Origin of the sequence: Variovorax sp. CF313 (assembly GCF_000282635.1) — a bacterium.
In the GTDB taxonomy this organism is placed as follows: domain Bacteria; phylum Pseudomonadota; class Gammaproteobacteria; order Burkholderiales; family Burkholderiaceae_C; genus Variovorax.
The window spans coordinates 1-22478 of sequence record NZ_AKIW01000102.1; the positions used below are offsets into that span (position 1 = coordinate 1).

The 22478-nt window shown below is 68.3% G+C and carries 21 protein-coding genes and 1 pseudogene; 17 read left to right on the forward strand and 5 right to left on the reverse strand.

The genetic code is table 11. The features are described from left to right. Positions 1-153: 153 nt before the first annotated feature. The 3 genes from pyrC to PMI12_RS29635 are packed head-to-tail and all read right to left on the reverse strand — an operon-like array spanning position 154 to position 2120. Positions 154-1185: a dihydroorotase gene (gene pyrC, locus PMI12_RS23750; RefSeq protein ID WP_007837523.1), complete on the reverse strand. Its 1032-nt coding sequence runs from the start codon at positions 1183-1185 to the stop codon at positions 154-156. Further along, on the reverse strand, positions 1182-1724 hold the full coding sequence (locus PMI12_RS23755; RefSeq protein ID WP_007837525.1) for an RNA polymerase sigma factor: 543 nt from the start codon (positions 1722-1724) through the stop codon (positions 1182-1184). The genes pyrC and PMI12_RS23755 overlap by 4 nt, the downstream gene beginning before the upstream one ends. A 3-nt stretch (positions 1725-1727) precedes the next feature. Next, positions 1728-2120 carry a YgaP family membrane protein gene (locus PMI12_RS29635; RefSeq protein ID WP_337459817.1) on the reverse strand — a complete coding sequence of 131 codons (393 nt, stop codon included), beginning with the start codon at positions 2118-2120 and terminating at the stop codon, positions 1728-1730. On the opposite strand from PMI12_RS29635, the gene PMI12_RS23765 reads away from it, so the two are divergent. The 4 genes from PMI12_RS23765 (at position 2119) to PMI12_RS23780 (ending at position 5141) form a co-directional block, all read left to right on the forward strand. Further along, positions 2119-2475, forward strand: a complete 357-nt coding sequence (locus PMI12_RS23765; RefSeq protein WP_007837528.1) for a TfoX/Sxy family protein — start codon at positions 2119-2121, stop codon at positions 2473-2475. The two genes, PMI12_RS29635 and PMI12_RS23765, sit on opposite strands and share 2 nt — an antisense overlap. 143 nt (positions 2476-2618) lie before the next feature. Then, complete coding sequence (locus PMI12_RS23770; RefSeq protein ID WP_007837530.1) at positions 2619-2960, forward strand: Rieske (2Fe-2S) protein; 342 nt, start codon at positions 2619-2621, stop codon at positions 2958-2960. A gap of 24 nt (positions 2961-2984) precedes the next feature. Beyond that, positions 2985-3566: a YbhB/YbcL family Raf kinase inhibitor-like protein gene (locus PMI12_RS23775; RefSeq protein ID WP_007837532.1), complete on the forward strand. Its 582-nt coding sequence runs from the start codon at positions 2985-2987 to the stop codon at positions 3564-3566. A 75-nt stretch (positions 3567-3641) separates the two neighbouring features. Next, positions 3642-5141 (forward strand): sensor domain-containing diguanylate cyclase, encoded by a 1500-nt coding sequence (locus PMI12_RS23780; protein WP_007837534.1) that lies wholly within the window; start codon positions 3642-3644, stop codon positions 5139-5141. Positions 5142-5148: 7 nt separating this feature from the next. Here PMI12_RS23780 and PMI12_RS23785 read toward each other — a convergent pair whose 3' ends face one another. After that, positions 5149-6063, reverse strand: coding sequence for a LysR family transcriptional regulator (locus PMI12_RS23785; protein WP_007837536.1), 915 nt, complete (start codon positions 6061-6063; stop codon positions 5149-5151). A 142-nt stretch (positions 6064-6205) separates the two neighbouring features. Between PMI12_RS23785 and PMI12_RS23790 the strand changes: the two genes are divergently transcribed. The 13 genes from PMI12_RS23790 to PMI12_RS23850 all read left to right on the forward strand — a co-directional run bounded on the left by PMI12_RS23790 (position 6206) and on the right by PMI12_RS23850 (position 22082). Next, positions 6206-8341, forward strand: coding sequence for a 3-hydroxyacyl-CoA dehydrogenase NAD-binding domain-containing protein (locus PMI12_RS23790; RefSeq protein WP_007837538.1), 2136 nt, complete (start codon positions 6206-6208; stop codon positions 8339-8341). A 32-nt stretch (positions 8342-8373) separates the two neighbouring features. Then, positions 8374-9564, forward strand: coding sequence for an acetyl-CoA C-acyltransferase (locus tag PMI12_RS23795; protein ID WP_007837540.1), 1191 nt, complete (start codon positions 8374-8376; stop codon positions 9562-9564). A 10-nt stretch (positions 9565-9574) separates the two neighbouring features. Further along, positions 9575-10783: an acyl-CoA dehydrogenase family protein gene (locus PMI12_RS23800; RefSeq protein WP_007837542.1), complete on the forward strand. Its 1209-nt coding sequence runs from the start codon at positions 9575-9577 to the stop codon at positions 10781-10783. A 13-nt stretch (positions 10784-10796) separates the two neighbouring features. Next, positions 10797-11939, forward strand: coding sequence for an acyl-CoA dehydrogenase family protein (locus tag PMI12_RS23805; protein ID WP_007837544.1), 1143 nt, complete (start codon positions 10797-10799; stop codon positions 11937-11939). Continuing rightward, positions 11936-12748, forward strand: a complete 813-nt coding sequence (locus tag PMI12_RS23810) for an oxepin-CoA hydrolase, alternative type (protein WP_007837554.1) — start codon at positions 11936-11938, stop codon at positions 12746-12748. Before PMI12_RS23805 ends, PMI12_RS23810 begins: the two co-directional genes overlap by 4 nt. A gap of 70 nt (positions 12749-12818) precedes the next feature. Continuing rightward, complete coding sequence (locus PMI12_RS23815; RefSeq protein ID WP_007837556.1) at positions 12819-14027, forward strand: CaiB/BaiF CoA transferase family protein; 1209 nt, start codon at positions 12819-12821, stop codon at positions 14025-14027. A 40-nt stretch (positions 14028-14067) separates the two neighbouring features. Beyond that, positions 14068-15057 (forward strand): Bug family tripartite tricarboxylate transporter substrate binding protein, encoded by a 990-nt coding sequence (locus PMI12_RS23820; protein WP_007837557.1) that lies wholly within the window; start codon positions 14068-14070, stop codon positions 15055-15057. Between the two features lie 123 nt (positions 15058-15180). Beyond that, entirely contained in the window at positions 15181-17079 is a 1899-nt protein-coding gene (locus tag PMI12_RS23825) for an acyl-CoA synthetase (RefSeq protein WP_443261022.1), read from the forward strand. A gap of 33 nt (positions 17080-17112) precedes the next feature. Beyond that, positions 17113-18108 (forward strand): Bug family tripartite tricarboxylate transporter substrate binding protein, encoded by a 996-nt coding sequence (locus tag PMI12_RS23830; protein WP_007837561.1) that lies wholly within the window; start codon positions 17113-17115, stop codon positions 18106-18108. A gap of 31 nt (positions 18109-18139) precedes the next feature. Further along, on the forward strand, positions 18140-18889 hold the full coding sequence (locus PMI12_RS23835; protein ID WP_007837563.1) for an electron transfer flavoprotein subunit beta/FixA family protein: 750 nt from the start codon (positions 18140-18142) through the stop codon (positions 18887-18889). A 2-nt stretch (positions 18890-18891) separates the two neighbouring features. Continuing rightward, a complete protein-coding gene (locus tag PMI12_RS23840) occupies positions 18892-19824 on the forward strand; it encodes an electron transfer flavoprotein subunit alpha/FixB family protein (protein ID WP_007837564.1) in 933 nt (310 codons plus the stop codon). Positions 19825-19956: 132 nt separating this feature from the next. After that, positions 19957-20928, forward strand: a complete 972-nt coding sequence (locus PMI12_RS23845; protein ID WP_007837566.1) for a nucleoside hydrolase — start codon at positions 19957-19959, stop codon at positions 20926-20928. Positions 20929-21032: 104 nt separating this feature from the next. Further along, positions 21033-22082 (forward strand): alpha/beta hydrolase family protein, encoded by a 1050-nt coding sequence (locus PMI12_RS23850; RefSeq protein WP_007837567.1) that lies wholly within the window; start codon positions 21033-21035, stop codon positions 22080-22082. A gap of 87 nt (positions 22083-22169) precedes the next feature. Here the strand turns inward: PMI12_RS23850 and PMI12_RS23855 are convergent. Beyond that, positions 22170-22478, reverse strand: a pseudogene (locus PMI12_RS23855) (amino acid ABC transporter ATP-binding protein); the annotation flags it as partial.

Here is a 22478-nt window from a genome sequence, read left to right on the forward strand (position 1 = left end):
CCCCCAGGCTGCGCGCACTTCGTGTCGCTTCTCCCACCCCCTCACCGGGGGCAACACCAACGGCCCGGCAAAGCCGGCTCCGTGGTGTTTCTCGACGGGATTTTGCCAACCTCAGATGCCGCGCTTTGAGCGACTGATCGCGTGATGAAGTACTCACAAGAGCTTCCAGTTCACGGTTTCGCCGCCGCGCAGCGGCTTCAGCGTGGCATCGCCATAGGGCACGGTCTCCGGCACGGTCCAGCTTTCACGCTTGAGCGTGATGGTGTCGGTGTGGCGCGGCAGGCTGTAGAAGTCGGGGCCGTGGAAGCTCGCAAAGCCCTCGAGCTTGTCGAGCGCGTTCACGCTGTCGAAGGCTTCGGCGTACAACTCGATGGCGGTGAGCGCGGTGTAGCAGCCGGCACAGCCCAGCGCATGTTCCTTCAGGTGCGCCGGGTGCGGCGCGCTGTCGGTGCCCAGGAAGAAGCGGTCGCTGCCGCTGGTGGCCGCCTCGACCAGCGCCACGCGGTGCGTCTCGCGCTTGAGCACGGGCAGGCAGTAGTAGTGCGGGCGGATGCCGCCTGTGAAGATCGCATTGCGGTTGTAGAGCAGGTGGTGCGCCGTGATGGTGGCGGCCGTGAAGCGGCCGGCGTCGCGCACGTAATGGGCGCCTTCCTTGGTGGTGAGGTGCTCGAACACCACCTTGAGCTCGGGGAAGTCGCGGCGCAGCGGAATCATCACGCGGTCGACGAACACGGCCTCGCGGTCGAACAGGTCGATGGCCGGGTCGGTCACCTCGCCGTGCACCAGCAGCAGCAGGCCGTGCTTCTGCATGGCTTCAAGCGTCTTGTAGGTCTTGCGGATGTCGGTCACGCCGGCATCGCTGTTGGTGGTGGCGCCGGCCGGGTAGAGCTTGAGCGCGCGCACGCCGGCCTCCGCGGCCAGCGCGATTTCCTCGGGCGGCAGCTTGTCGGTGAGGTAGAGCGACATCACGGGCTCGAAGGCGGTGCCTGCGGGCACGGCGGCGCGGATGCGGTCGCGGTAGGCCATGGCCTGCGCGGCGGTGGTCACGGGGGGACGCAGGTTCGGCATGATCAGCGCGCGGCCGAACTGGCGCGCGCTGTGGGGAACGACGGCTTCGAGGGCGGCGCCGTCGCGCACGTGCAGGTGCCAGTCGTCGGGGCGGGTGATCGTGAGGGTGTCTGTCATGGCCCGGCAATTGTCGCATCGCCCCCCAGCAAGTACTCGCGCACCAGCGCCCGCGCGCGGTGCAGCCGGCTCTTCACGGCGCCCGGCGGTTCGCCGAGGCGTTCGGCGATCTCGGCGATGGTCAGCTCCTCGAAGTCGCGCAGCAGCACCACTTCGAGGTAGTGCGCGGGAAGCGACTCCAGCGCGTGCGTGAGGTCGATGCGCAAAGCGCCGTCGCTGCGGCTGGCCAGTTGCCGCTCGGCCACCTCGTCGCCGAGCGGTTCATGCCGGAACATCGCGCGCTGCAGCCTGAGGCATTCGCGCCGTATGACGGTGAAGAGCCACGACGAGAAGGCCGCGGCCGCCTTCAGCGCCCGGACCTTGCGGGCGATCACCAGCAGCGACTCCTGCACGGCGTCGTCGACGTCGCTGGCCTGGCAGTGCCGCCAGGCGTAGCGGCGCGCATCGGCCTGGCAGACCGCGAGCAGGCCCGCGATGGCGGCGGGGTCGCCGGTCTGCGCGGCCTGGATCAGGCCGGTGCGGTCGATGCCCACGCCCATGGCTCAGCGCCCCTTGCCAGGCTTGCGCCCGACCATGGCGCACATCGGGCAGAAGCCGAACAGGCCCGTCAGCGCGAGCGTCGCGCCCGTGAGCCCGGCGATCGCAGCGAGCCCGAAGCCGGCCGTGCCCCAGCTCATGGCGGCGAAAAGCAGGCCGGCGAGGCCCATGACGATGCGCAGCGCGCGTTCCCAACCGGGGACATTCTTGACGTAGACCATGGTGACTCCTTCGATCCTTGGGTGCATGAGGAAGACCCTCGGAAACAAGGAGGCGTCGAACCCGCCGAACGGTTCGCGGGAATCCACAAATTTTCCACTGCCGGGAGCCGACGCAGCGTGGCCGGACTCGGCGACACTGCGCTCTTTCCATCGCGCGCCAGACGCCAGCAGCATCATGTCGGAAGCCTCGTCGCAGTTCGTCGACTTCATCGTTGACCGTCTCCGCGGAATCCCGCGCATCGCCAAGACCCGATTCTTCGGCGGCACGGGGCTGTCGGCCGACGCCACGCAGTTCGCGATGATCATGGGCAGCACCGTGTACTTCGTCGTGGACAAGAACACCCGGCCGAAGTACGAGAAGCTGGGCAGCAAGTGCTTTGCCTACGACACGAAGGCGCGGCGGGTGCAAGTCAAGAAGTACTTCGAGGTCCCCATCGAGATCATCGAAGACCATGAAGCGTTGGCGGCCCTGGCAAGGGAAGCTGTCCTGGTGGCACAGAGCCTGAAGAAGCCGGCCGGCAAGGGCACCTAGCCTTGCGGGTCGACGGGAGCGGCATCGTTCATGCGCTCCTACGCGAGATCGGCCATGCAGACTGCTTTGCCTCGCCCCACCTCGCAGGAGATACTGTTTCCTTCGCTCAGGCCCAGGCTTCCTTGCGAAATGCAATCAAAAGAATGATGAGCACGACAGAGCCCCAGCTGATCTCCCCGGTACTCGCCGACAACGGCCCCGCCGCCCTGTTCACCGCGCCCGGCGGCACCCAGGCCTTCGCCGTGCGCTGGCAAGGCGGCGTGCACGGCTATCTCAACCAATGCCCTCACGCGGGCGGCCCGCTTGATTTCGAGGGCCAGGTGCTGGAGAGTTCAGGCCGCTTTCTGATGTGCGCGCGGCACGGCGCCATCTTCGAGCCCGACACCGGCAAATGCGTCGGCGGTCCCTGCCGCGGTGCGCGGCTCACGCCGCTGGCGGTGCACGAAAGAGCGGACGGCAGCGTGTGGCTCGGCCGGGCCGAGTGAAGACAACCCTCCAGGAGAAAAGAAATGCGCAACAACAATCCTCTTGCACTGTCGATCGCGGCCCTCGCGTTCACCGGCCTCGTGGCGGGCTGCACGGGCATGTCGCCCGGCACCGGCAAGGCCTTCACGGGCATGAGAGTCACGTCGAGCGCTTTCGGCGACAACGGCGTCATTCCGTCCGACCACGCCGGCGCGGGCGACTGCGGCGGCAGGAACGTCTCGCTGCCCGTGGCGTGGAGCAACCTGCCGGCCAAGACGAAATCGGTCGCCGTGCTGGTGCTCGATCCAGACGGCGCGGCCGGCCTCGGCGTGTCGCATTGGGTGGCCTACAACATCGCGGCCGAGCGCGGCGAACTCAAGGCGGGCGAAGGACAGGCGGGCTCGAACTTCAACTTCACCATGGGCCCGAACGTGGCCGGCGCGCCCGCCTACCGCGGCGTGTGCCCGCCGGTGGGTGACCGGCCGCACCACTACGTGCTGACCGTGATTGCCACCGACCTCGCACCGGGCAGCCTGCCGGCCGGCCTCGCGCGCGACGCACTGCTGGCCGCGCTCAAGGGCCATGCGCTGGGCGGCCAGAGCGTGGTGGGCCTCTACAGCCGCTGATCTCACGTTAATAAATGTAATAATTAAGTCTTCATTTCGCCGACATCCACAGCCGCTTCCTCGAAAGCTTCATCGATGGCCCTGCCCGCAGCCGCGTTCGCCCCCTCTTCGGTTTCGTCGACCAACGACGACCTCGACGGCATGTTCGACCTGGCGCCCGTCTCGCTCTGGATCGAGGACTACGGCGACCTGAAGCGCAAGCTCGACGGCTGGCGCGCCGAGGGCGTCACCGACCTGGTGGCGCACCTGTCGGCGGACCCGCAGCGGGTGAGCGACTGCATGGCGCTGCTGAAGGTGCTGCGGGTCAACCAGCACACGCTGCGGCTCTTTGCCGCCGACAGCCAGCAGACCCTGCTGGGCGCGCTGGACCGCGTGTTCCGCGGCGACATGTCGGCCACCGTGGTGCACGAGCTCGACCAGCTGTGGCGCGGCCAGCTCACCTTCGAGAGCGAAACCGTCAACTACGCGCTCGACGGCCGGCGGCTCGACGTGCGCGTTCGCGCCCGCGTGCTGCCCGGCCACGAAGACTCCTGGAGCCGCGTGCTGGTGTCGCTCGACGACGTGACCGAGCGCGTGGCCGCGCAGCGCCTGCGCGACGAGAGCGCGAAGCACGCGCGCAGCCTGTTCGACCGCTCGCCCGTGTCGCTGTGGGTGGAAGACTTCAGCGCGGTGCGCTCGCTGCTCGAGAGCATCCGCACGCGCGGCATCACCGACTTCGCCACCTTCATCAAGGTGCACCCCGAATTCGTCACGCGCTGCATGCAGGAGATCCGCGTCATCGACGTGAACCACGAAACGCTGCGCATGTTCGGCGCGCCCGACCTGCAGACCCTGCTGGGCAATATCTCGCGCGTCTTCCGCGACGAGATGCGCGAGTCCTTCGCCGAGCAGCTGCAGGACCTGTGGAACGGCAAGACGGTGCAGCAGCGCGAGGTGCTCAACTATTCGCTGTCGGGCGAGGCGCTGAACATCCACATGCAGTTCGCGGTGCAGGACGACCGGCTCGACACCTGGGACCTGGTGCTGGTGTCGCTGGTCGACATCACCGCGCGCAAGAAGGCCGAGGCCTACCTCGAATACCTCGGCAAGCACGACGTGCTCACGCAGCTGTGCAACCGCACCTACTACACCGAGGAGCTCAACCGCCTGTCGCGCAAGGGGCCTTGGCCGGTGTCGATCGTGGCGATCGACCTCAACGGGCTGAAGCAGATCAACGACCACGAAGGCCATGCCGCCGGCGACTCGCTGCTGCGCCGCATGGGCGAAGTGCTCGACAAGGCCGTCGACCCGCCGGCCTGGCCCGCGCGCATCGGCGGCGACGAGTTCGCGGTGCTGCTGCCCATGACCGACGAGCGCGGCGCCGAGGCGATGCGCGAGCGCATTCTTACGCTGCTCGAAATGAACAACCAGTTCCATGCGGGCCAGAGCGGCCATGCGCTGAGCCTGGCCATCGGGCTGGCGACCTGCCACGGGGAGGAGTCGCTGGAAACTGCGCTGCAGCGGGCGGACCGGGCGATGTACGCGGACAAGGCGCGGCACTACGAGGGCGCCGGGGTGGAGCGGCGGCAGGCGTAGCCGCCGGCTATCGCGCCTCCGGCGTCTGACCGGGCACCGGCCGCACCCGCTGCAGAATGAAATCGATGAAGGTCCGGATCGCGCGCGTGTGCTGGCGGTTCGGCATGTAGAGCATGAACATCTGCGTGCCGAAGATGCTCAGGCGCCAGTCGTCGAGCGTGGTCACGACGTCGCCCTTGCGCACGTCTTCCTGCACCACATAGTCGGGCACGAGGCCGATGCCCAGGCCGGCGAGGATGGCCTGGCGCAGGAACAGGAAGTTTTCCGAGATCAGCGTCGGCTCCAGGATCACCTCGCGCCGTGTCTCGCCCTGGTAGGCCGACACGCGCAGTTGGCGGCCGATGACGGCAGCCGTGACCACCGGCGCGCCCTGCAGCGCGTCGAGCTGCACGGGCAGCGGATGCTTCGCCGCATAGTCGGTCGAGGCACAGGCCACGTAGCGCACCGGCCCCATCTCGCGCGCCACGAGGTTCTGCGGCGGCTCGGGAATCACGCGGATCGCGATGTCGACTTCGTCGCGCAGCAGGTCCTCGATGCGGTTCTCGAACACCACGTCGAGCACGATGCCGGGGTACCGGCGCTTGAAGTCGATCAGCCAGCCGGCCATCACGAGCTGGCCGTAGCCGCTGGGCACGCTGAGCCTCACGCGGCCCTGCAGCTCCTGGCCCAGCGTGGTGACCGATTCGCGCGCAGCCAGCAGCTCGCCCTGGATGGCGATGCCGTGCTGGTAGAGCCGCAGGCCGATTTCGGTCGGCTCGGCACGCCGCGTGGTGCGCCGCACCAGTTGCGCACCCACCGAGCGCTCCAGCTGGTTCAGGTGATAGCTGACGTTGGCACGGCTCATCTTGAGTCGGCGGGCGGCGGCGCTCAGGTTGCCGGCGTCGAGGATTTCCACCAGCAGGGTGAGCGATTGGAGGTCCATGCGGCGATTGTGTCAAAAATTCTTTGACAGTCTGTCAACCGTCTATGCAATTGTCAAAGAGGCGGCGCGGTCCAAGAATGCGGGGTTCACCCCAGAGCCTCGGGCCCGCCGGCCCGCAACGCAAGAGACAAGCGACACGCACATGGCCACCAGCACTCCCAGCCCCTCCACGTCCACCGGTCCCGTCACCTTCGAGCGTCGAGGCGACGTGTTCGTGGTGACCATCGACAACCCGCCCGTCAATGCCCTGGGCGTGGATGTGCGCCGCGGCCTCGTGGCCGCCATCGATGCGGCCGAGGCCGACAGCGCCGCCAGGGCGGTGCTGATCGTCGGCGCGGGCCGCAACTTCATCGCGGGCGCCGACATCCGCGAATTCGGCAAGACGCCGCAGCCGCCGTCGCTGCCCGAGGCCTGCCTGAAGATCGAGAACTGCACGAAGCCGGTCGTCGCCGCCATCCACGGTGCCGCGCTCGGCGGCGGGCTCGAAGTGGCGCTGTCGGCGCACTACCGCATCGCCTCGCCCACCGCCAAGCTCGGCCTGCCCGAAGTGGCGCTGGGCCTGCTGCCCGGCTCGGGCGGCACACAGCGCGCGCCGCGCCTGATCGGCGCGAAGCCCGCGCTCGAGCTGATGCTCAGCGGCCGCCATGCCGACGCCAAGGAAGCGCTGTCGCTCGGCCTCGTCGACCGGCTCGGCAACGACGCCGACGCGCTGGCCGAAGGCCTCGCCTATGCGCAGGAACTGGTTGCCGCCAAGGCCCCGGTGCGCCGCACGCGCGAAGCCGCCGGCCTCGTCGACACCGAAGCCAGCCGCGCCGCCCTCGAAGCCGCGCGCGCCGACACCGCCAAGAAGAGCCGCGGCCTGTTCTCGCCGATGAAGATCATCGAAGCCGTCGAAGGCGCACTCACGCTGCCGTTCGACGAAGGCATGGCGCTGGAGCGCAAGCTGTTCCTGCAGTGCATCGACAGCCCGCAGCGCGCCGGCCTGATCCACGCCTTCTTCGCCGAGCGCGAAGTGCTGAAGGCGCCCGAGACCAAGGCCGCCAAGCCGCGCGCGCTGGAGTCGGCCGGCATCGTCGGCGGGGGCACCATGGGCGCAGGCATCGCGGTAGCGATGCTGGACGCGGGACTGCCCGTGACCATGATCGAGCGCGACGAGCCCAGCCTCGCGCGCGGCCGCCAGCATGTGGAGAAGGTGTACGACGGCCTCATCGCCAAGGGCCGCATGACGCCCGAAAGCAAGGCCGCCGTGATGGCGCGCTTCAACGGTTCGACCTCCTATGACGCACTCGCCAACGTCGACATCGTGGTCGAGGCCGTGTTCGAAGAGATGGGCGTCAAGAAGGCAGTGTTCGCCGAGCTCGACCGCGTGTGCAAGCGCGGCGCCGTGCTCGCCACCAACACCTCGTACCTCGACATCGACGAAATCGCCGACAGCATCTCGCGGCCGCAGGACGTGGTGGGCCTGCACTTCTTCTCGCCCGCCAACATCATGAAGCTGCTCGAGATCGTGGTGCCTGCCAAGGTGAGCGCCGACGTGGTCGCCACCGGTTTCGAGCTTGCGAAGAAGCTGAAGAAAGTGCCCGTGCGCGCGGGCGTGTGCGATGGCTTCATCGGCAACCGCATTCTCGCGGTGTACCGCCAGGCGGCCGACCACATGATGGAAGACGGCGCCTCGCCCTACGAGATCGACGCGGCCGTTCGCAACTTCGGCTACCCGATGGGCCCGTTCCAGGTGTCCGACCTCGCGGGCGGCGACATTGGCTGGGCCACGCGCAAGCGCAAGGCCGCCACGCGCGACCCGCAGGCGCGCTACGTGCAGGTGGCCGACCGCATCTGCGAGCGCGGCTGGTTCGGCCAGAAGACGCAGCGCGGCTACTACCTGTACCCCGAAGGCGCGCGCACCGGCGTGCCCGATCCGGAGGTGCTGGCCATCATCGACGCCGAACGCGTGCGCGCGGGCATCACGCCGCGCCAGTTCACCGAGGAAGAAATCATGCGCCGCTACATGGCCGCGATGATCAACGAAGGCGCCAACGTCGTGCTCCAGCGCATCGCGCTGCGCCCGCTCGACGTGGACGTGACCTTCCTCTACGGCTACGGCTTCCCGCGCCATCGCGGCGGCCCGATGAAGTACGCCGACACCGTGGGCCTGCCGAAGGTGCTGGCCGACATCCGCGAGTTCGCGAAGGATGACCCGCTCTTCTGGAAGCCGTCGCCACTGCTGGTGGAGCTGGTCGAACGCGGTGCCGATTTCGCGAGCCTCAATCAATCCGAGTAATCCACACCGTCCGCCGTACAGGAGCCATTTCCATGCGTGAAGCCGTCATCGTTTCCACCGCCCGCACCCCTCTCACCAAGGCGCATCGCGGCGAATTCAACATCACCCCCGGCGCCACGCTGGCCTCCTTCGCGGTGAAGGCCGCGGTCGAGCGCTCGGGCCTGGACCCGGCGCTGATCGAGGACGCGATCCTCGGCTGCGGCTATCCCGAGGGCACCACCGGCCGCAACATCGCGCGCCAGAGCATCATCCGCTCGGGCCTGCCCATCAGCATCGCCGGCACCACGGTGAACCGCTTCTGCGCCTCGGGCCTTCAGGCCATCGCGATGGCCGCCGGCCGCATCGTCGTGGACGGCGCGCCGGCCATGATCGCGGGCGGCGTGGAGAGCATCTCGCAGATCCGCGGCCGCAGCCCCGGCGACGGTGGCGACCTCAGCCTGGACCCGTGGATCGTCGAGCACAAGCCCGATCTCTACATGGCCATGATCGACACGGCCGACATCGTCGCCAAGCGCTACAACATCAGCCGCGAAGCGCAGGACCGCTTCTCCGCCGAGAGCCAGCGCAAGACCGAAGAGGCGCAACTGGCCGGCCGCTACAAGGACGAGATCGTGGCCTGCACCACCACGATGGCCGTGACCGACAAGGAGACCAAGGAAGTCACTTATCGCGAAGTCACCGCCACCGAGGACAACTGCAACCGCCGCGGCACCACCTACGAAGCGCTCGCCAAGCTGAAGCCGGTGATGGGCGAGGACAAGTTCATCACCGCCGGCAACGCCTCGCAGCTGTCCGACGGCGCATCGGCCTGCGTGCTGATGGAGGCCAGGGACGCGGAGCGCGCCAACATCAAGCCGCTGGGCGCCTTCCGCGGCCTCGCGCTGGCGGGCTGCGAGCCCGACGAGATGGGCATCGGCCCGGTCTTCGCGGTGCCCAAGCTGCTCGCGCGCCACGGCCTGAAGGTCGAGGACATCGGCCTGTGGGAACTCAACGAAGCCTTCGCCTCGCAGTCGATCTACTGCCAGGACAGGCTGGGCATTCCGTCGGAGCGCCTGAACGTGAACGGCGGCGCGATCTCCATCGGCCATCCTTTCGGCATGACCGGCGCCCGCCTCACGGGCCATGTGCTCATCGAAGGCAAGCGCCGCGGCGCCAAATACGCCGTGGTCACGATGTGCATCGCCGGTGGCATGGGCGCTGCCGGCCTGTTCGAGATTTATTGAGGAGCCCGCGATGGACCTGAACTTCACCTCCGAAGAAGAAGCCTTCCGCACCGAAGTGCACGCCTTCCTGGCCGCCAAGCTGCCGGTGCGGCTGTCCGAGAAAGTGCGCAGCGGCAAGATCCTCGAGAAGGCCGACATGGAGGAATGGCACGCCATCCTCAACGCGCGCGGCTGGCTCGCCAACCACTGGCCCGAGCAGTACGGCGGCCCCGGCTGGACGGCGGTCGAGAAATTCATCTTCGAGCACGAATGCGCGCTGGCTTTTGCGCCGCGCATCGTGCCCTTCGGCGTGAACATGCTGGGTCCGGTGCTCATCAAGTACGGCAACGAGGCGCAGAAGCGCCGCTGGCTGCCGCGCATCCTGAACGGCGACGACTGGTGGTGCCAGGGCTACTCGGAACCCGGCGCGGGCTCCGACCTCGCCGCCGTGAAGACCTCGGCCGTGCGCGGCATCGACGCGCAGGGCGACCACTTCATCGTGAACGGCCAGAAGACCTGGACCACGCTGGGCCAGCACGCCAACATGATCTTCTGCCTGGTGCGCACGAACCGCGAGGCGAAGAAGCAGGAAGGCATCAGCTTCCTGCTGATCGACATGACTTCGCCCGGCGTGGAAATGCGCCCGATCATCACGCTCGACGGCGAGCATGAAGTGAACGAGGTGTTCTTCTCCGACGTGCGCGTGCCGGCCGAGAACCTGGTCGGCGAAGAGAACAAGGGCTGGACCTGCGCCAAGTACCTGCTGACGTACGAGCGCACCAACATCGCGGGCGTGGGCTTCTCGGTGGCCGCGCTGGAGCAGCTCAAGGGCATCGCCGCGACGCAAACGAAGAACGGCAAGCCATTGAACGAAGACCCTGCGTTCGCGGCACGCATGGCACGCGTCGAGATCGACCTGGAGAACATGAAGACCACCAACCTGCGCGTGATCGCGGCGGTGGCCGGCGGCGGTGTGCCGGGTGCGGAAAGCTCGATGCTCAAGATCCGCGGCACCGAGATCCGCCAGGAGATCTCGTCGCTCGCGCGCCGCGCGATGGGCGTCTACGGCCGGCCCTTCATCGAGGAAGCGCTGCACGACGGCTTCGACGGCGAGACCTTCGGCCCGGCCTATGCGAAGGCAGCCGCATCGCGCTACTTCAACAACCGCAAGCTGTCGATCTTCGGCGGCTCGAATGAAATCCAGAAGAACATCATCTCCAAGATGATCCTCGGGCTGTAAAGGAGAGACGCACATGAACTTCGAACACACCGAAGACCGGCGCATGCTCGCCGACAGCCTGAACCGCTTCATCGCCGAGCAGTACGCCTTCGATGCGCGCGACCGCATCGCGAAGTCGCAGCACGGGTTCAGCAAGGAAATCTTCCAGCAGTTCGCCGAGCTCGGCGTGATCGGCGCGCTGTTCGGCGAGGCCGATGGCGGCTTCGGTGGCGGCGGCTTCGACATCGCGGTGGTCTTCGAGGCGCTGGGCCGCGGCCTCGTGGTCGAGCCGCTGCTGGGCGCGGTGATGGTCGGCGAGGCGATCAGCGCCGCCGGCAGCGACGCGCAGAAAAAGAAGCTCGGCGACATCATCAACGGCGTGACCGTCGCGGCCTTCGCGCACGACGAAGCCGATACGCACTACGAGCGCACGCGCGTGCAGACCAGGGCCGAACGCAGCGGCGATAGCTGGGTGCTGCACGGCGCCAAGGCCGTGGTGCCGCAGGGCGAGGAGGCCGACCTGTTCCTGGTTTCCGCGCGCACCTCGGGCAACGTGGACGACGAAACCGGCATCTCGCTGTTCCTCGTGCCCGCCAAGACCGCGGGCCTCGCGGTGCGCGGCTGCCCCTCGATCGACGGCGGCCGGGTCGCCGAGCTCGCGTTCGACGGCGTCAAGCTGGGCGCCGACGCGCTGCTCGGCGCCGAAGGCCAGGGCCACGCCACGCTGGAACGCGCCATCGGCCGCGGCGTGCTCGCGCTGTGCGCCGAAGCGCTGGGCGCGATGGAAGCCGCCAAGGCCGCCACGCTGGAATACCTGCGCACGCGCAAGCAGTTCGGCACACTCATCGGCAGCTTCCAGGCGCTGCAGCACCGCATGGCCGACCTGCTGCTCGAGATCGAACAGGCCCGCTCGGCCGTGATCAACGCCGCGGCCGCCATCGACGGCACGGACCGCGTGGCGCGCGAGCGCGCGCTCTCGGCCGCCAAGTTCAGCATCGGCCGCATCGGTGCGCTGGTGGCGGAAGAAAGCATCCAGATGCATGGCGGCATCGGCATGACGTGGGAGCTGCCGCTGCCCCACTACGCCAAGCGCCTCGTGATGATCGACCACCAACTGGGCGACGAAGATCACCACTTGCAGCGCTACATCGCGCTCGGCAAGGAGCTGGCGGCATGAGCGGCAAGACCGTGTTGATCTCGCAGGAAGGCGCCGTCCGCATCCTGACCAACAGCAACCCCGCCGCGCGCAACGCGATCACGCCGACGCTGTATGCCGAACTCTCGGCCGCGCTCGCCGATGCGCAGGACGACCCCGAGGTCGGCGCCATCGTCTTCACCGGCGCGGGCGATTTCTTCTGCTCCGGCGGTGACCTGAACCTGCTGGCCAAGCGGCGCGAGCTGCCGACGGCCGAGCGCCGCGAGATTCTCGAAGGCCTCAACAACCTGATCCGCGCACTGCGCGACTGCAGCAAGCCAGTGATCGCGGCCGTGGAAGGCGGCGCGGCCGGCGCGGGCCTGTCGATGGCGCTGGCCTGCGACATGCTGGTATCGGCGCGCGATGCGTTCTACACAGTCGCCTACGTGAAGGTCGGCCTCACGCCGGACGGTGGGGCCACGGCCTTCCTGGCCGAGTTCGTCTCGCGCCAGGTGCTGACCGAGATGTGCCTGACCGGCGACCGCATGCCGGCCGAGCGCCTGCATGCGCTGGGCGCCGTCAACCGCCTCACCGACAAGGGCGCCGCGCTGGCCGAGGCCATCGCGCTCGCGGCCAAGGTCGCGACCGGTCCGCAGCGCGCGAGCGCACGCATCAAGACGCTGTGCCGCCAGGCGCACCACGCCACGCTGGAAGAGCAGCTCGACGCCGAGGCCGTTTTCATGGTCGAGTCGCAAGGCGATGCCGAATCGGCCGAAGGCATCGGTGCGTTCCTCGGCAAGCGCAGCGCCGATTTCGTCGCGCTGCGCCGCCGCAAGCAGGCCGAATCCTGACGCGCGCCGTGCCCCTTCCTCCAGACCCTTGCGCGCGGGTGCGGGGGTTTTCAATCTTTCCGGAGTTGCCATGTCCTCGCTGAATTCCTCGCTGCCGCTGGCCGGCGTGCGCGTCCTCGATCTGTCCCGCATCCTCGCGGGGCCCTGGTGCGGCATGGTGCTGGCCGACATGGGCGCCGAGGTCATCAAGGTCGAGCACCCGGGCCGCGGCGACGACACGCGCGACTGGGGCCTGCGCGTCGGCAAGACCGAGACGGCCTACTTCAACAGCGTGAACCGCAACAAGCGCTCGGTCACGCTCGACCTGCAGACGCCCGAAGGCCAGCAGCTCGCGCGCGATCTCGCGAAGCAGTGCGACGTGGTGATCCAGAACTTCAAGTTCGGCGGCATCGACAAGCTGGGCCTCGGCTACGAGCAGTTGAGCAAGGAGCAGCCGGGTCTCATCTACTGCTCGATCTCGGGCTACGACCGCACCGGGCCCGAAGCCGCGCGGCCGGGCTACGACCTCGTCGTTCAAGGCGAGGCCGGGCTGATGGCGCTCAATGGCGAAGCGAACCAACCGCCGCTGAAGTTCGGCGTGGCCGCGGTCGACCTGTTCACCGGCATGTACTCGGCGCAGGCCATCCTGGCCGCGCTCTACCAGCGCGAGAAGACCGGCAAGGGGCGGCACGTCGAGATGGCGCTGTTCGACTGCGGCCTGATGATCACCGCCTACTACGGCCTCGAAGCGCTGCTGATGGGCGAAGACCCGCCGCGCTACGGCAACTCGCATCCGTCGATCGTGCCGTACGGCGTGTTCGACGCGGCCGACGGCCCGCTCGTCATCACCGTGGGCAACAACGCGCAGTTCGCGCGCTTCTGCACCGAAGTGATCGAACGGCCCGACCTCGCGGCCGACGAGCGCTTCAAGACCAACATCCTGCGTTCCGCGAACCGCGCGGTGCTGCTGCCCGAACTGCATGCCGAGCTGGCGAAGCGCCAGCGCGCCGACCTGCTCGCCAGGCTCACGGCTTCGGGCATTCCGTGCGGCGAGGTGCTGGGCCTGCTGGAGGCGCTGCAATCGAAGCGCGCCACCGACGCCGGCCTCGTCACCACGCAGCCGCATCCGGTGGCCGGCACGGTCAACGTGCTGGCGCCGCCCTACCGTTTCGACGGCGAGCGCCTGCCCGTGCGCAGCGCGCCGCCCACCCTGGGCGAGGGCACGCACGACGTGCTGCAGTCGCTGCTCGGCCTGTCGGATGACAAGCTGGCGGCGCTGAAAACGAGTGGCGTCGTCTGAAGAAGACAGGTGTCCGAATTTCCAAAGTAGACAAGACCCAATGGCATCCCTTTCCCTTCGCAGTCCCGTTCGCCGCGCCCTTCTCGCACTCGCCCTGCCGCTCATCGCTGGCAGCGCCTTTGCACAGGCCTGGCCAGCCAAGCCGATCACGCTGATCGTGCCCTTCCCGCCCGGTGGCCCGACCGACGTGGCCTCGCGCATCGTGGCGCAGAAGATGTCGGCCGCACTCAAGCAGAACATCGTGATCGACAACCGCAGCGGCGCCTCGGGCACCGTGGGCGCCGCCGCCGCGGCCCGCGCCGCGCCCGACGGCTACACCTTCGTGATGCTGGCCACGCCGACGCTGCTGGCCGCGCACCTGTACGGCCCGACCGGCTACGACATCTTCAAGAACTTCACGCCCGTGGGCTCGGTGTACGACCTGCCGATCGTGCTGGTGGTCAACCCCAAGTCGCTGCCCGAGGTGAACAGCCTGCAGAGCCTGATCGCGAAGGCCAAGGCCGAAGGCGGCAAGCTCAACTACACGACGGCCGGTGCCGGCAGCTTCGGCCACCTGACGACCGAACAGGTCAAGACCATCGGCAAGTTCGACATGCAGCACGTGCCCTACCGCGGCAGCGCACCGGCCGTGACCGACCTGATCGGCGGCCAGGTGCCCGCGATGTTCTCGGATCTCGTGGGCGTGCTGCCGCACATCCGATCCGGCAAGCTGCGCGCCATCGCGGTCGGCTCCGGGCAGCGCGTGAGCCTGCTGCCCGACGTGAAGACGGTGGCCGAGCAGGGCTTCCCGGGCTTCGATGCGACCTCGTGGGGCGGCCTGCTGGCGCCCGCCGGCACGCCCAAGGACGTGGTCGACCGCATGAGTGCCGAACTGAAGGCGGCGCTGGCCGACAAGGAAGTGCAGGACAGGCTCCAGGGCGTCGGCTCCTTCGCGGCCTACCGCACGCCCGAGCAGACCGGCGCGCGCATGCGCGAGGATTTCGAACGCTGGGGCAAGGTCATTCGCGACAACCACATCACGGCCCAGTAAAACGGCAGGCGGCCGACGACCGGCATCAAGGAGACAGACATGACAAACAACGAAAACAAGAACCACAAGACGCCGGTCGGCGCGCCGTTCCGCCCCGCATTTCCCGTCCGCAGCCTGGCGGACATCCACCGGCTCGAAGAGACACCGCTGGAACAGGCGCTCACGGTGCGCAGCACCTACGAGATCTTCCGCAACGCGGGCCTTGCCTTCGGCGGCAAGACCGCGCTGACCTTCCTGCGCACCGGCAACCCGGCCGACGAGCCGATCCGCTGGTCGTACGCCGAACTGCTCGCGCGCATCCACCAGACCGCGAACATGCTGCACGCGCTGGGCGTCGGGCCCGACGACGCGGTCGCGGTGCTTTTGCCCGGTTGCCTGGAGTACCACCTCGCGCTGTGGGGCGGAGAGGCGGCCGGCATCGTGCAGCCGCTGAACCCGCTGCTGACCGACGAGAAGCTGGTCGCGCTGATGACCGCCGGCCGCGCCAAGGTGCTGATCGCCTACGGCTCGGACGCCGAATCGGGCATGTGGTCGAAGGCCATGCGCCTGCGCGGCCAGGTGCCCACGCTGACCACCGTGCTGCGCGTGGCGCCGCACGACGAGGTGCCGGGCACGGCCGGCACGCTGCCTGGAGCGGGATCGGACAGCGCGACCGCGCTGCCGGGCGTGGCGGAGTTCGATGTGCTGCGTGCGGCACAACCATCTGATCGGCTCGTGAGCGGGCGGGACATCGCACCCACCGACATCGCTGCGTACTTCCACACCGGCGGCACCACGGGCGCGCCGAAGCTCGCGCGCCACAGCCACGGCGCGCAGGTGTTCACCGCCTGGGCCAGCGTGCAGGTCGCGGGCATGAACGAGAACGGCATCTCCATCAACGGCTATCCGCTGTTCCATGTGGCGGGCGTGCTGCCGGCCTCGCTGTCGGCGCTGTCGGCGGGCGTGGAGGTGATCATTCCCACGCCCTCGCTGCTGCGCAACAAGGAGGTGCTGGCCAACTACTGGAAGCTGGTGGAGAAGTACCGCCCGACCTCGCTGTCGGCCGTGCCCACCGTGCTCGCGGCGCTGGCCAACGTGCCGCTGGACGGCGCGGACATTTCATCCATCACCTACTGCCGCACCGGCGCCGCAGTGCTTGCGCCCGAGCTGGCCGCGCGCTTCGAGCGCCTGTTCGGCCTGCACGTGCACGAGAGCCTGGGCATGACGGAGATGGCCGGCATCTCGACCATCACGCCGCCGGGTGTGGACGGGCCCGCGGGCTGCGTGGGCTTTCGGCTGCCGTACATGCAGATGCGCGTGGTGGCGCTCGACGAGAACGGCAATGCCAGCGACCACGAGGTGGCGCCGGGCGAAATCGGCATGGTGCTGTTCAAGTCGCCGAACCTGTTCTCGGGCTTCGTGGACCCGGCCGACAATGCCAAGGCCTTCACGACCGACGGCTGGCTCGCCACCGGCGACCTGGGCTGGATCGACAGCCAGGAGCGGCTCAACCTCACGGGCCGCTCGAAGGACCTGATCATCCGCAGCGGCCACAACATCGACCCCAAGACCATCGAAGACGCGCTGGGTGCGCACCCGGCTGTGCAGCTGTGCGCCGCGGTGGGCGCGCCTGATGCCTATGCGGGCGAACTGCCCGTGATCTTCGCGACCCTGGTGCCGGGTGCATCGGCAACGGAAGAAGAGCTGCTCGCGTTCACCGCCGCGCGCGTCGACGAGGCGCCGGCGCGGCCCAAGTGGGTGTCGGTGATCGGGGCCATGCCGATGACCAACGTGGGCAAGATCTACAAGCCCGAGTTGCGCGCGATGGCCGCGCTGCAGGTGGTGAACGCGACGGTCGCCGCAGCCTGCGCCGAACTCGGCGTGCCAGAGACCGCGCTGCCCGTCGTGAAGACTGAAGGCGAGAGCCTCGTACGCGTGCAGATCGACAGCGCCGCGGCAGGCTCGCTCGCCGCGCCGCTGCAGGAACGGCTGCAGAAGGCGCTGGAGCCGCTGCCCTTCAAGACGCGCATCGCGGCGCAGTGATCTTTTTTCAGAAACCATAGACAGAGACAAGCCATGACCTTCCGCCTTCCGACCCAGCGCGCGCTGCTGCTGTGCGCCACTGCTTCCGTCGCCGCGCTGTGCATGCAGGCACAGGCGCAAAACGCCTACCCGAACAAGCCGATCCGCATGGTCGTGCCCTTCGCCGCGGGTGGCGCCACCGACGTGCTGGCGCGCGTGCTGGGCCAGAAGATGTCGGCCGGCCTGGGCCAGCCCATCATCATCGACAACAAGCCCGGCGCGGCCGGCATCATCGGCACCGACGCGGTCGCCAAGTCGGCGCCCGACGGCTACACCATCGTGCTGGGCCTGAGCAATTCGCTCATGACCAACGAGTTCCTCTACGAGAAGCTGCCCTACGACACGCAGCGCGACCTCACGCTGGTCTACCAGATCGCGATGGCGCCGCTGGTGCTGGTGGTGCACCCCAGCGTGCCGGCGAAGACCGGGCCGGAGCTGCTGAAGTACGTCGTCGCCAACAAGGGCAAGGTGGCCTACGGCTCGTACGGCGTGGGCGCTTATCCGCACCTGGCCGGCGCGCACATGAGCCTGGCGACGCAGTCGGACATGAGCCACGTCGCCTACAAGGGCGAGGCGCCGATGATGCAGGACCTGATCGGCGGCCAGATCCAGATGGCCTACGCCAGCGCGCTGGTGGCCAAGCCGCACATCGACTCCGGAAAGATCCGCGCGCTGGGCGTGACCGGCGAGCGCCGCATGAGCACGCTGCCCAACGTGCCCACGCTGGCCGAGCAGGGCATGAAGGACGAGGCCTATCGCGTGACCGGCTGGCTCGCCGTCGCCATGCCCGCGAAGACGCCGAAGCCCATCGTCGACCGCATCGCGCAGGAAGTGCGCAAGGCCACGCAGCAGCCCGACGTGCGCGAGCGCGTGGCGGCCATGGGCTTCGAGATCAAGGACAGCTCGCCCGAGCTCTTCGCCGCAGCCTGGAAGCAGGAACGCCCGGTGTGGGAGCGGCTGATCAAGCAGTCGGGCGCCAAGCTCGAGTAATCCATTTCTTTGTCATTCAAGAGGAACAGCCATGAAGGTTCTCGTACCTGTCAAACGGGTCGTCGATTACAACGTCAAGGTGCGCGTGAAGAGCGACGGCACCGGGGTGGACATTGCCAACGTCAAGATGAGCATGAACCCCTTCGACGAGATCGCGGTGGAAGAAGCGGTTCGCCTGAAGGAAAAGGGCGTGGTCACCGAGGTCATCGCCGTGTCCTGCGGTGACGCCAAGTGCCAGGAGACCCTGCGCACCGCCATGGCCATCGGCGCCGACCGCGGCATCCTGGTGGAGACCACCGAAGAACTGCAGCCCCTGGCCGTGGCCAAGCTGCTCAAGGCGCTGGTCGACAAGGAACAGCCCCAGCTGATCATCCTGGGCAAGCAGGCCATCGACGACGACGCCAATCAAACGGGCCAGATGCTGGCAGCCCTGGCTGATCTTCCCCAAGCCACCTTCGCCTCCAAGGTCGAAGTCGCCGATGGCAAGGCCACCGTGACGCGCGAAGTCGACGGCGGCCTGGAAACCGTCAGCCTCAGCCTGCCGGCTGTCATCACCACCGACCTGCGCCTGAACGAGCCGCGCTACGTGACCCTGCCCAACATCATGAAGGCCAAGAAGAAGCAGCTCGACACCTTCAAGCCCGAGGACCTGTGCGTGGATGTCAAGCCCCGCCTGAAGACCCTGAAGGTCAGCGAGCCGCCGAAGCGTGGCGCCGGCATCAAGGTGCCCGATGTTGCAACGCTGGTGGACAAACTGAAGAACGAAGCGAAGGTGATCTGAACATGACCGCACTTGTTATTGCCGAACACGACCACGCGAGCATCAAGCCCGCGACCCTCAACACCGTGACCGCGGCGCTGGCCTGCGGCGGCGACGTCCACGTACTCGTGGCCGGCGCCAACGCTGCCGAAGCCGGCAAGGCCGCCGCGCAGATCGCGGGCGTGGCCAAGGTCATCGTGGCCGACAGCCCGAGCCTGGCCGAGAACCTGGCCGAGAACGTCGCCGCCCAGGTGCTGGCGATCGCATCCAGCTACAGCCACATCCTGTTCCCCTCGACCGCCAACGGCAAGAACGTCGCGCCGCGCGTGGCCGCCAAGCTCGACGTGGCCCAGATCAGCGACATCACCAAGGTCGACAGCCCCGACACCTTCGAGCGCCCGATCTACGCGGGCAACGCGATCGCCACCGTGCAGAGCGCAGACCCGATCAAGGTGATCACGGTGCGCACGACCGGCTTCGATGCGGCAGCGGCCACCGGCGGCAACGCCACGGTGGAAACCGCCGAAGGCGTGGCCGACAGCGGCAAGAGCAGCTTCGTGGGCCGGGAAGTCACGAAGAGCGAACGCCCCGAGCTGACGGCCGCCAAGATCATCGTCTCGGGCGGCCGGGCGCTGGGCAGCGCCGAGAAGTTCACCGAGGTGATGGCGCCGCTGGCCGACAAGCTCAACGCGGGCCTGGGCGCCAGCCGCGCAGCCGTGGATGCGGGCTACGCCCCGAACGACTGGCAAGTGGGCCAGACGGGCAAGATCGTGGCGCCGCAGCTGTACATCGCTGCCGGCATCTCGGGTGCGATCCAGCACTTGGCCGGCATGAAGGACTCCAAGGTGATCGTGGCGATCAACAAGGACGAGGAAGCGCCGATCTTCTCGGTGGCCGACTACGGGCTGGTGGCCGACCTGTTCACGGCGGTGCCGGAACTGGTGAAGGCGCTGTAGCCAGCAGCGTGCCCTGTGCACCGCCCCGAAAAAGTCGCCAGCTAACGCCGGCGACGCGCCCTGACAGGCACCGGCGCTCTGGCAGACTTGCCCGACAGGGTGCACCGTCCGCGCCCGCCGAGGAACCTTGTCATGCAACCCACGCCATCCACCGACGCCACGGTGCACACGCTCATCATCGACACCGACCCTGGCGCCGATGACGTGATCGCGCTGCTGTTCGCGATGGCGGCGCCCGAACGGCTGCGCATCGAGGCGCTGACGACGGTGGCCGGCAACGTGCCGCTGGCCAAGACCTCGCGCAACGCACGGCTGGCCTGCGAATGGGCCGGGCGGCCGGAGATCCCGGTGTACGCGGGCGCCGAGCGGCCCCTGCGGCGCACGCCGATCTACGCGGCCAACATCCACGGCAAGGAGGGCCTCACGGGCGTCGATGTGCACGAGCCCGCCGGGCCGCTGGCCGATGGCCATGCGGTCGACTACCTGGTGCGCACGCTGCGCGCCGCGCCCGAGAAGAGCGTGACGCTCGCGATGCTCGGCCCGCAGACCAACCTTGCACTGGCGCTCGAGCAAGCCCCCGACATCGTGCGCGGCCTGCGCGAGCTGGTGCTCATGGCCGGCGCACATTTCAACGGCGGCAACATCACGCCGGTGGCCGAGTTCAACGTGTTCGCCGATCCGCATGCGGCCGAGGCAGTGCTGCTGAAGAGCGGCGTGCCCATCACCATGCTGCCGCTCGACGTGACCCACAAGATCCTCACCAGCGACGAACGCGTCGCGCGGCTGCGCGGCCTCGGCAACCGGGCCGGCGCGATCGTCGCGGACATCCTCGACGCCTACGCGCCCCAGGAGATGAAGCACTACGACATGCCGGGCGGCCCGGTGCACGACGCCACCGTCACGGCCTACCTGCTGCAGCCTTCGCTCTTCAAGGGCAGGCGCATCCACGTGGAGGTCGACAGCCGCGAGGGCATGGGCTTCGGGCAGACGGTGGCCGACTGGTACGGCAGCCTGCACCGCACGCCCAACGTGAACTGGATCGTCGACGGCGATGCGCAGGGCTTCTTCGATTTGCTGACGGAACACATCGCGCGGCTGCCCTGAGCACTTTCGCGCCGCCTTTCACGCACTTCATCGCAATCCGGTGGCTGCCGCGCAGCGGCGCGGCCACCATGCGGACTCCATCGACACCGTCCAGGAGATCCACGATGCGCACCGTTTTCCGCCAGGTCCTGCTGCTCGCCTCGGGCTTGCTGCTGTCGTTCCACCTCATGGCCACTGAAGCCGGCTGGCGCCAGCTGAGTCTTCCGGTTGCGGCGCCGGACGCCGCGCCCGTCGTGGTCGCGCTCTACTACCCGACACAGGCCGCCGCCCGCGCCATTCCCATGGGGCCGTTCACGGTCCGCGTGGCCATCCAGGCGCCACCCGAGGAGCGCTTCAAGGGCCTGATCGTGTTGAGCCACGGTGTCGGCGGCACCGAACTGGGCCACACCAGCCTGGCCGAAGCGCTCGCGCGGGACGGCTACCTGGTCGCGGCGCTGCGCCATCCGGGCGACAACTGGCAGGACGGCGCACTGCTGCATCAAGGCGCGGCGGCCTACTTCACGCAACGGCCGCAGCAGATCTCCCACGTGATCGACGTGCTGTTGAAAGACCCGATGTGGAAGGACCGGATCGCTGTCGACGCGCAAGGCCCCCGCATCGGCGCACTGGGTCATTCGGCCGGCGGCTACACGGTGCTGGCGCTCGCGGGCGGGCAGGCCGACCTGTCGCGCATCGCCAGCCACTGCGCGAGCGAGCGCGCCGCCGACCCGATCTTTTGCGGCGTCGGCCGCAACGCTGGAGCGCCGACCAGCACAGTGGCGGCCCCGGCATCGCCGCTGCTGCCTTCACTGCGCGACCCTCGGGTACGCGCGGTCGTGGCAATGGCTCCGGCCGGCGTTCCCTTCACGGCCGCTTCGCTCTCGGACATCCGCGTGCCCACGCGGATCTACGAGGCGCAGCTGGACCGCTTTCTCGTTCCGCGCTTCCATGCCGAATGGGTCGCGCAGAACATGCCGGGCGCCGAACTCCAGCGGATTCCCGACGCCTGGCACTTCGCCTTCATGGACACCCCCTCGAGTGCGATCCCGACGGACGACGGGGACGTTCGAGCCGATCCGCAAGGCTTCGACCGCAAGGCGCTGCTGGCGCGGCTGGGCAGCGAGATTCCGGCGTTCTTCGACAAGGTGTTTGCGGCGAGCCCTAGCACGAAATAGATCGCGTGCACAGGGCCTCCCGCCAATGGAAAAAGGGGCCGCGCTCTCGAAGCGCGGCCCCTTTTGCCTGAACCCGGCAGCGGCTTGTCAGTGCTGCAGGATCTTGTTCAGGAAGTCCTTGGTGCGCGGCTGGCGGTTCTCCGGGTGGTTGAAGAACTCGTCCTTCGGGCAGTCTTCCAGGATCTTGCCGCCCACGTCGATGAAGATCACGCGGCTCGCAACCTTGCGGGCGAAGGCCATTTCGTGCGTGACCACCATCATGGTCATGCCTTCCTTGGCCAGGCTCACCATCACGTCGAGCACTTCGCCGACCATCTCGGGGTCGAGCGCCGAGGTGGGTTCGTCGAACAGCATCACGATCGGGTCCATCGACAGCGCACGGGCGATCGCCACGCG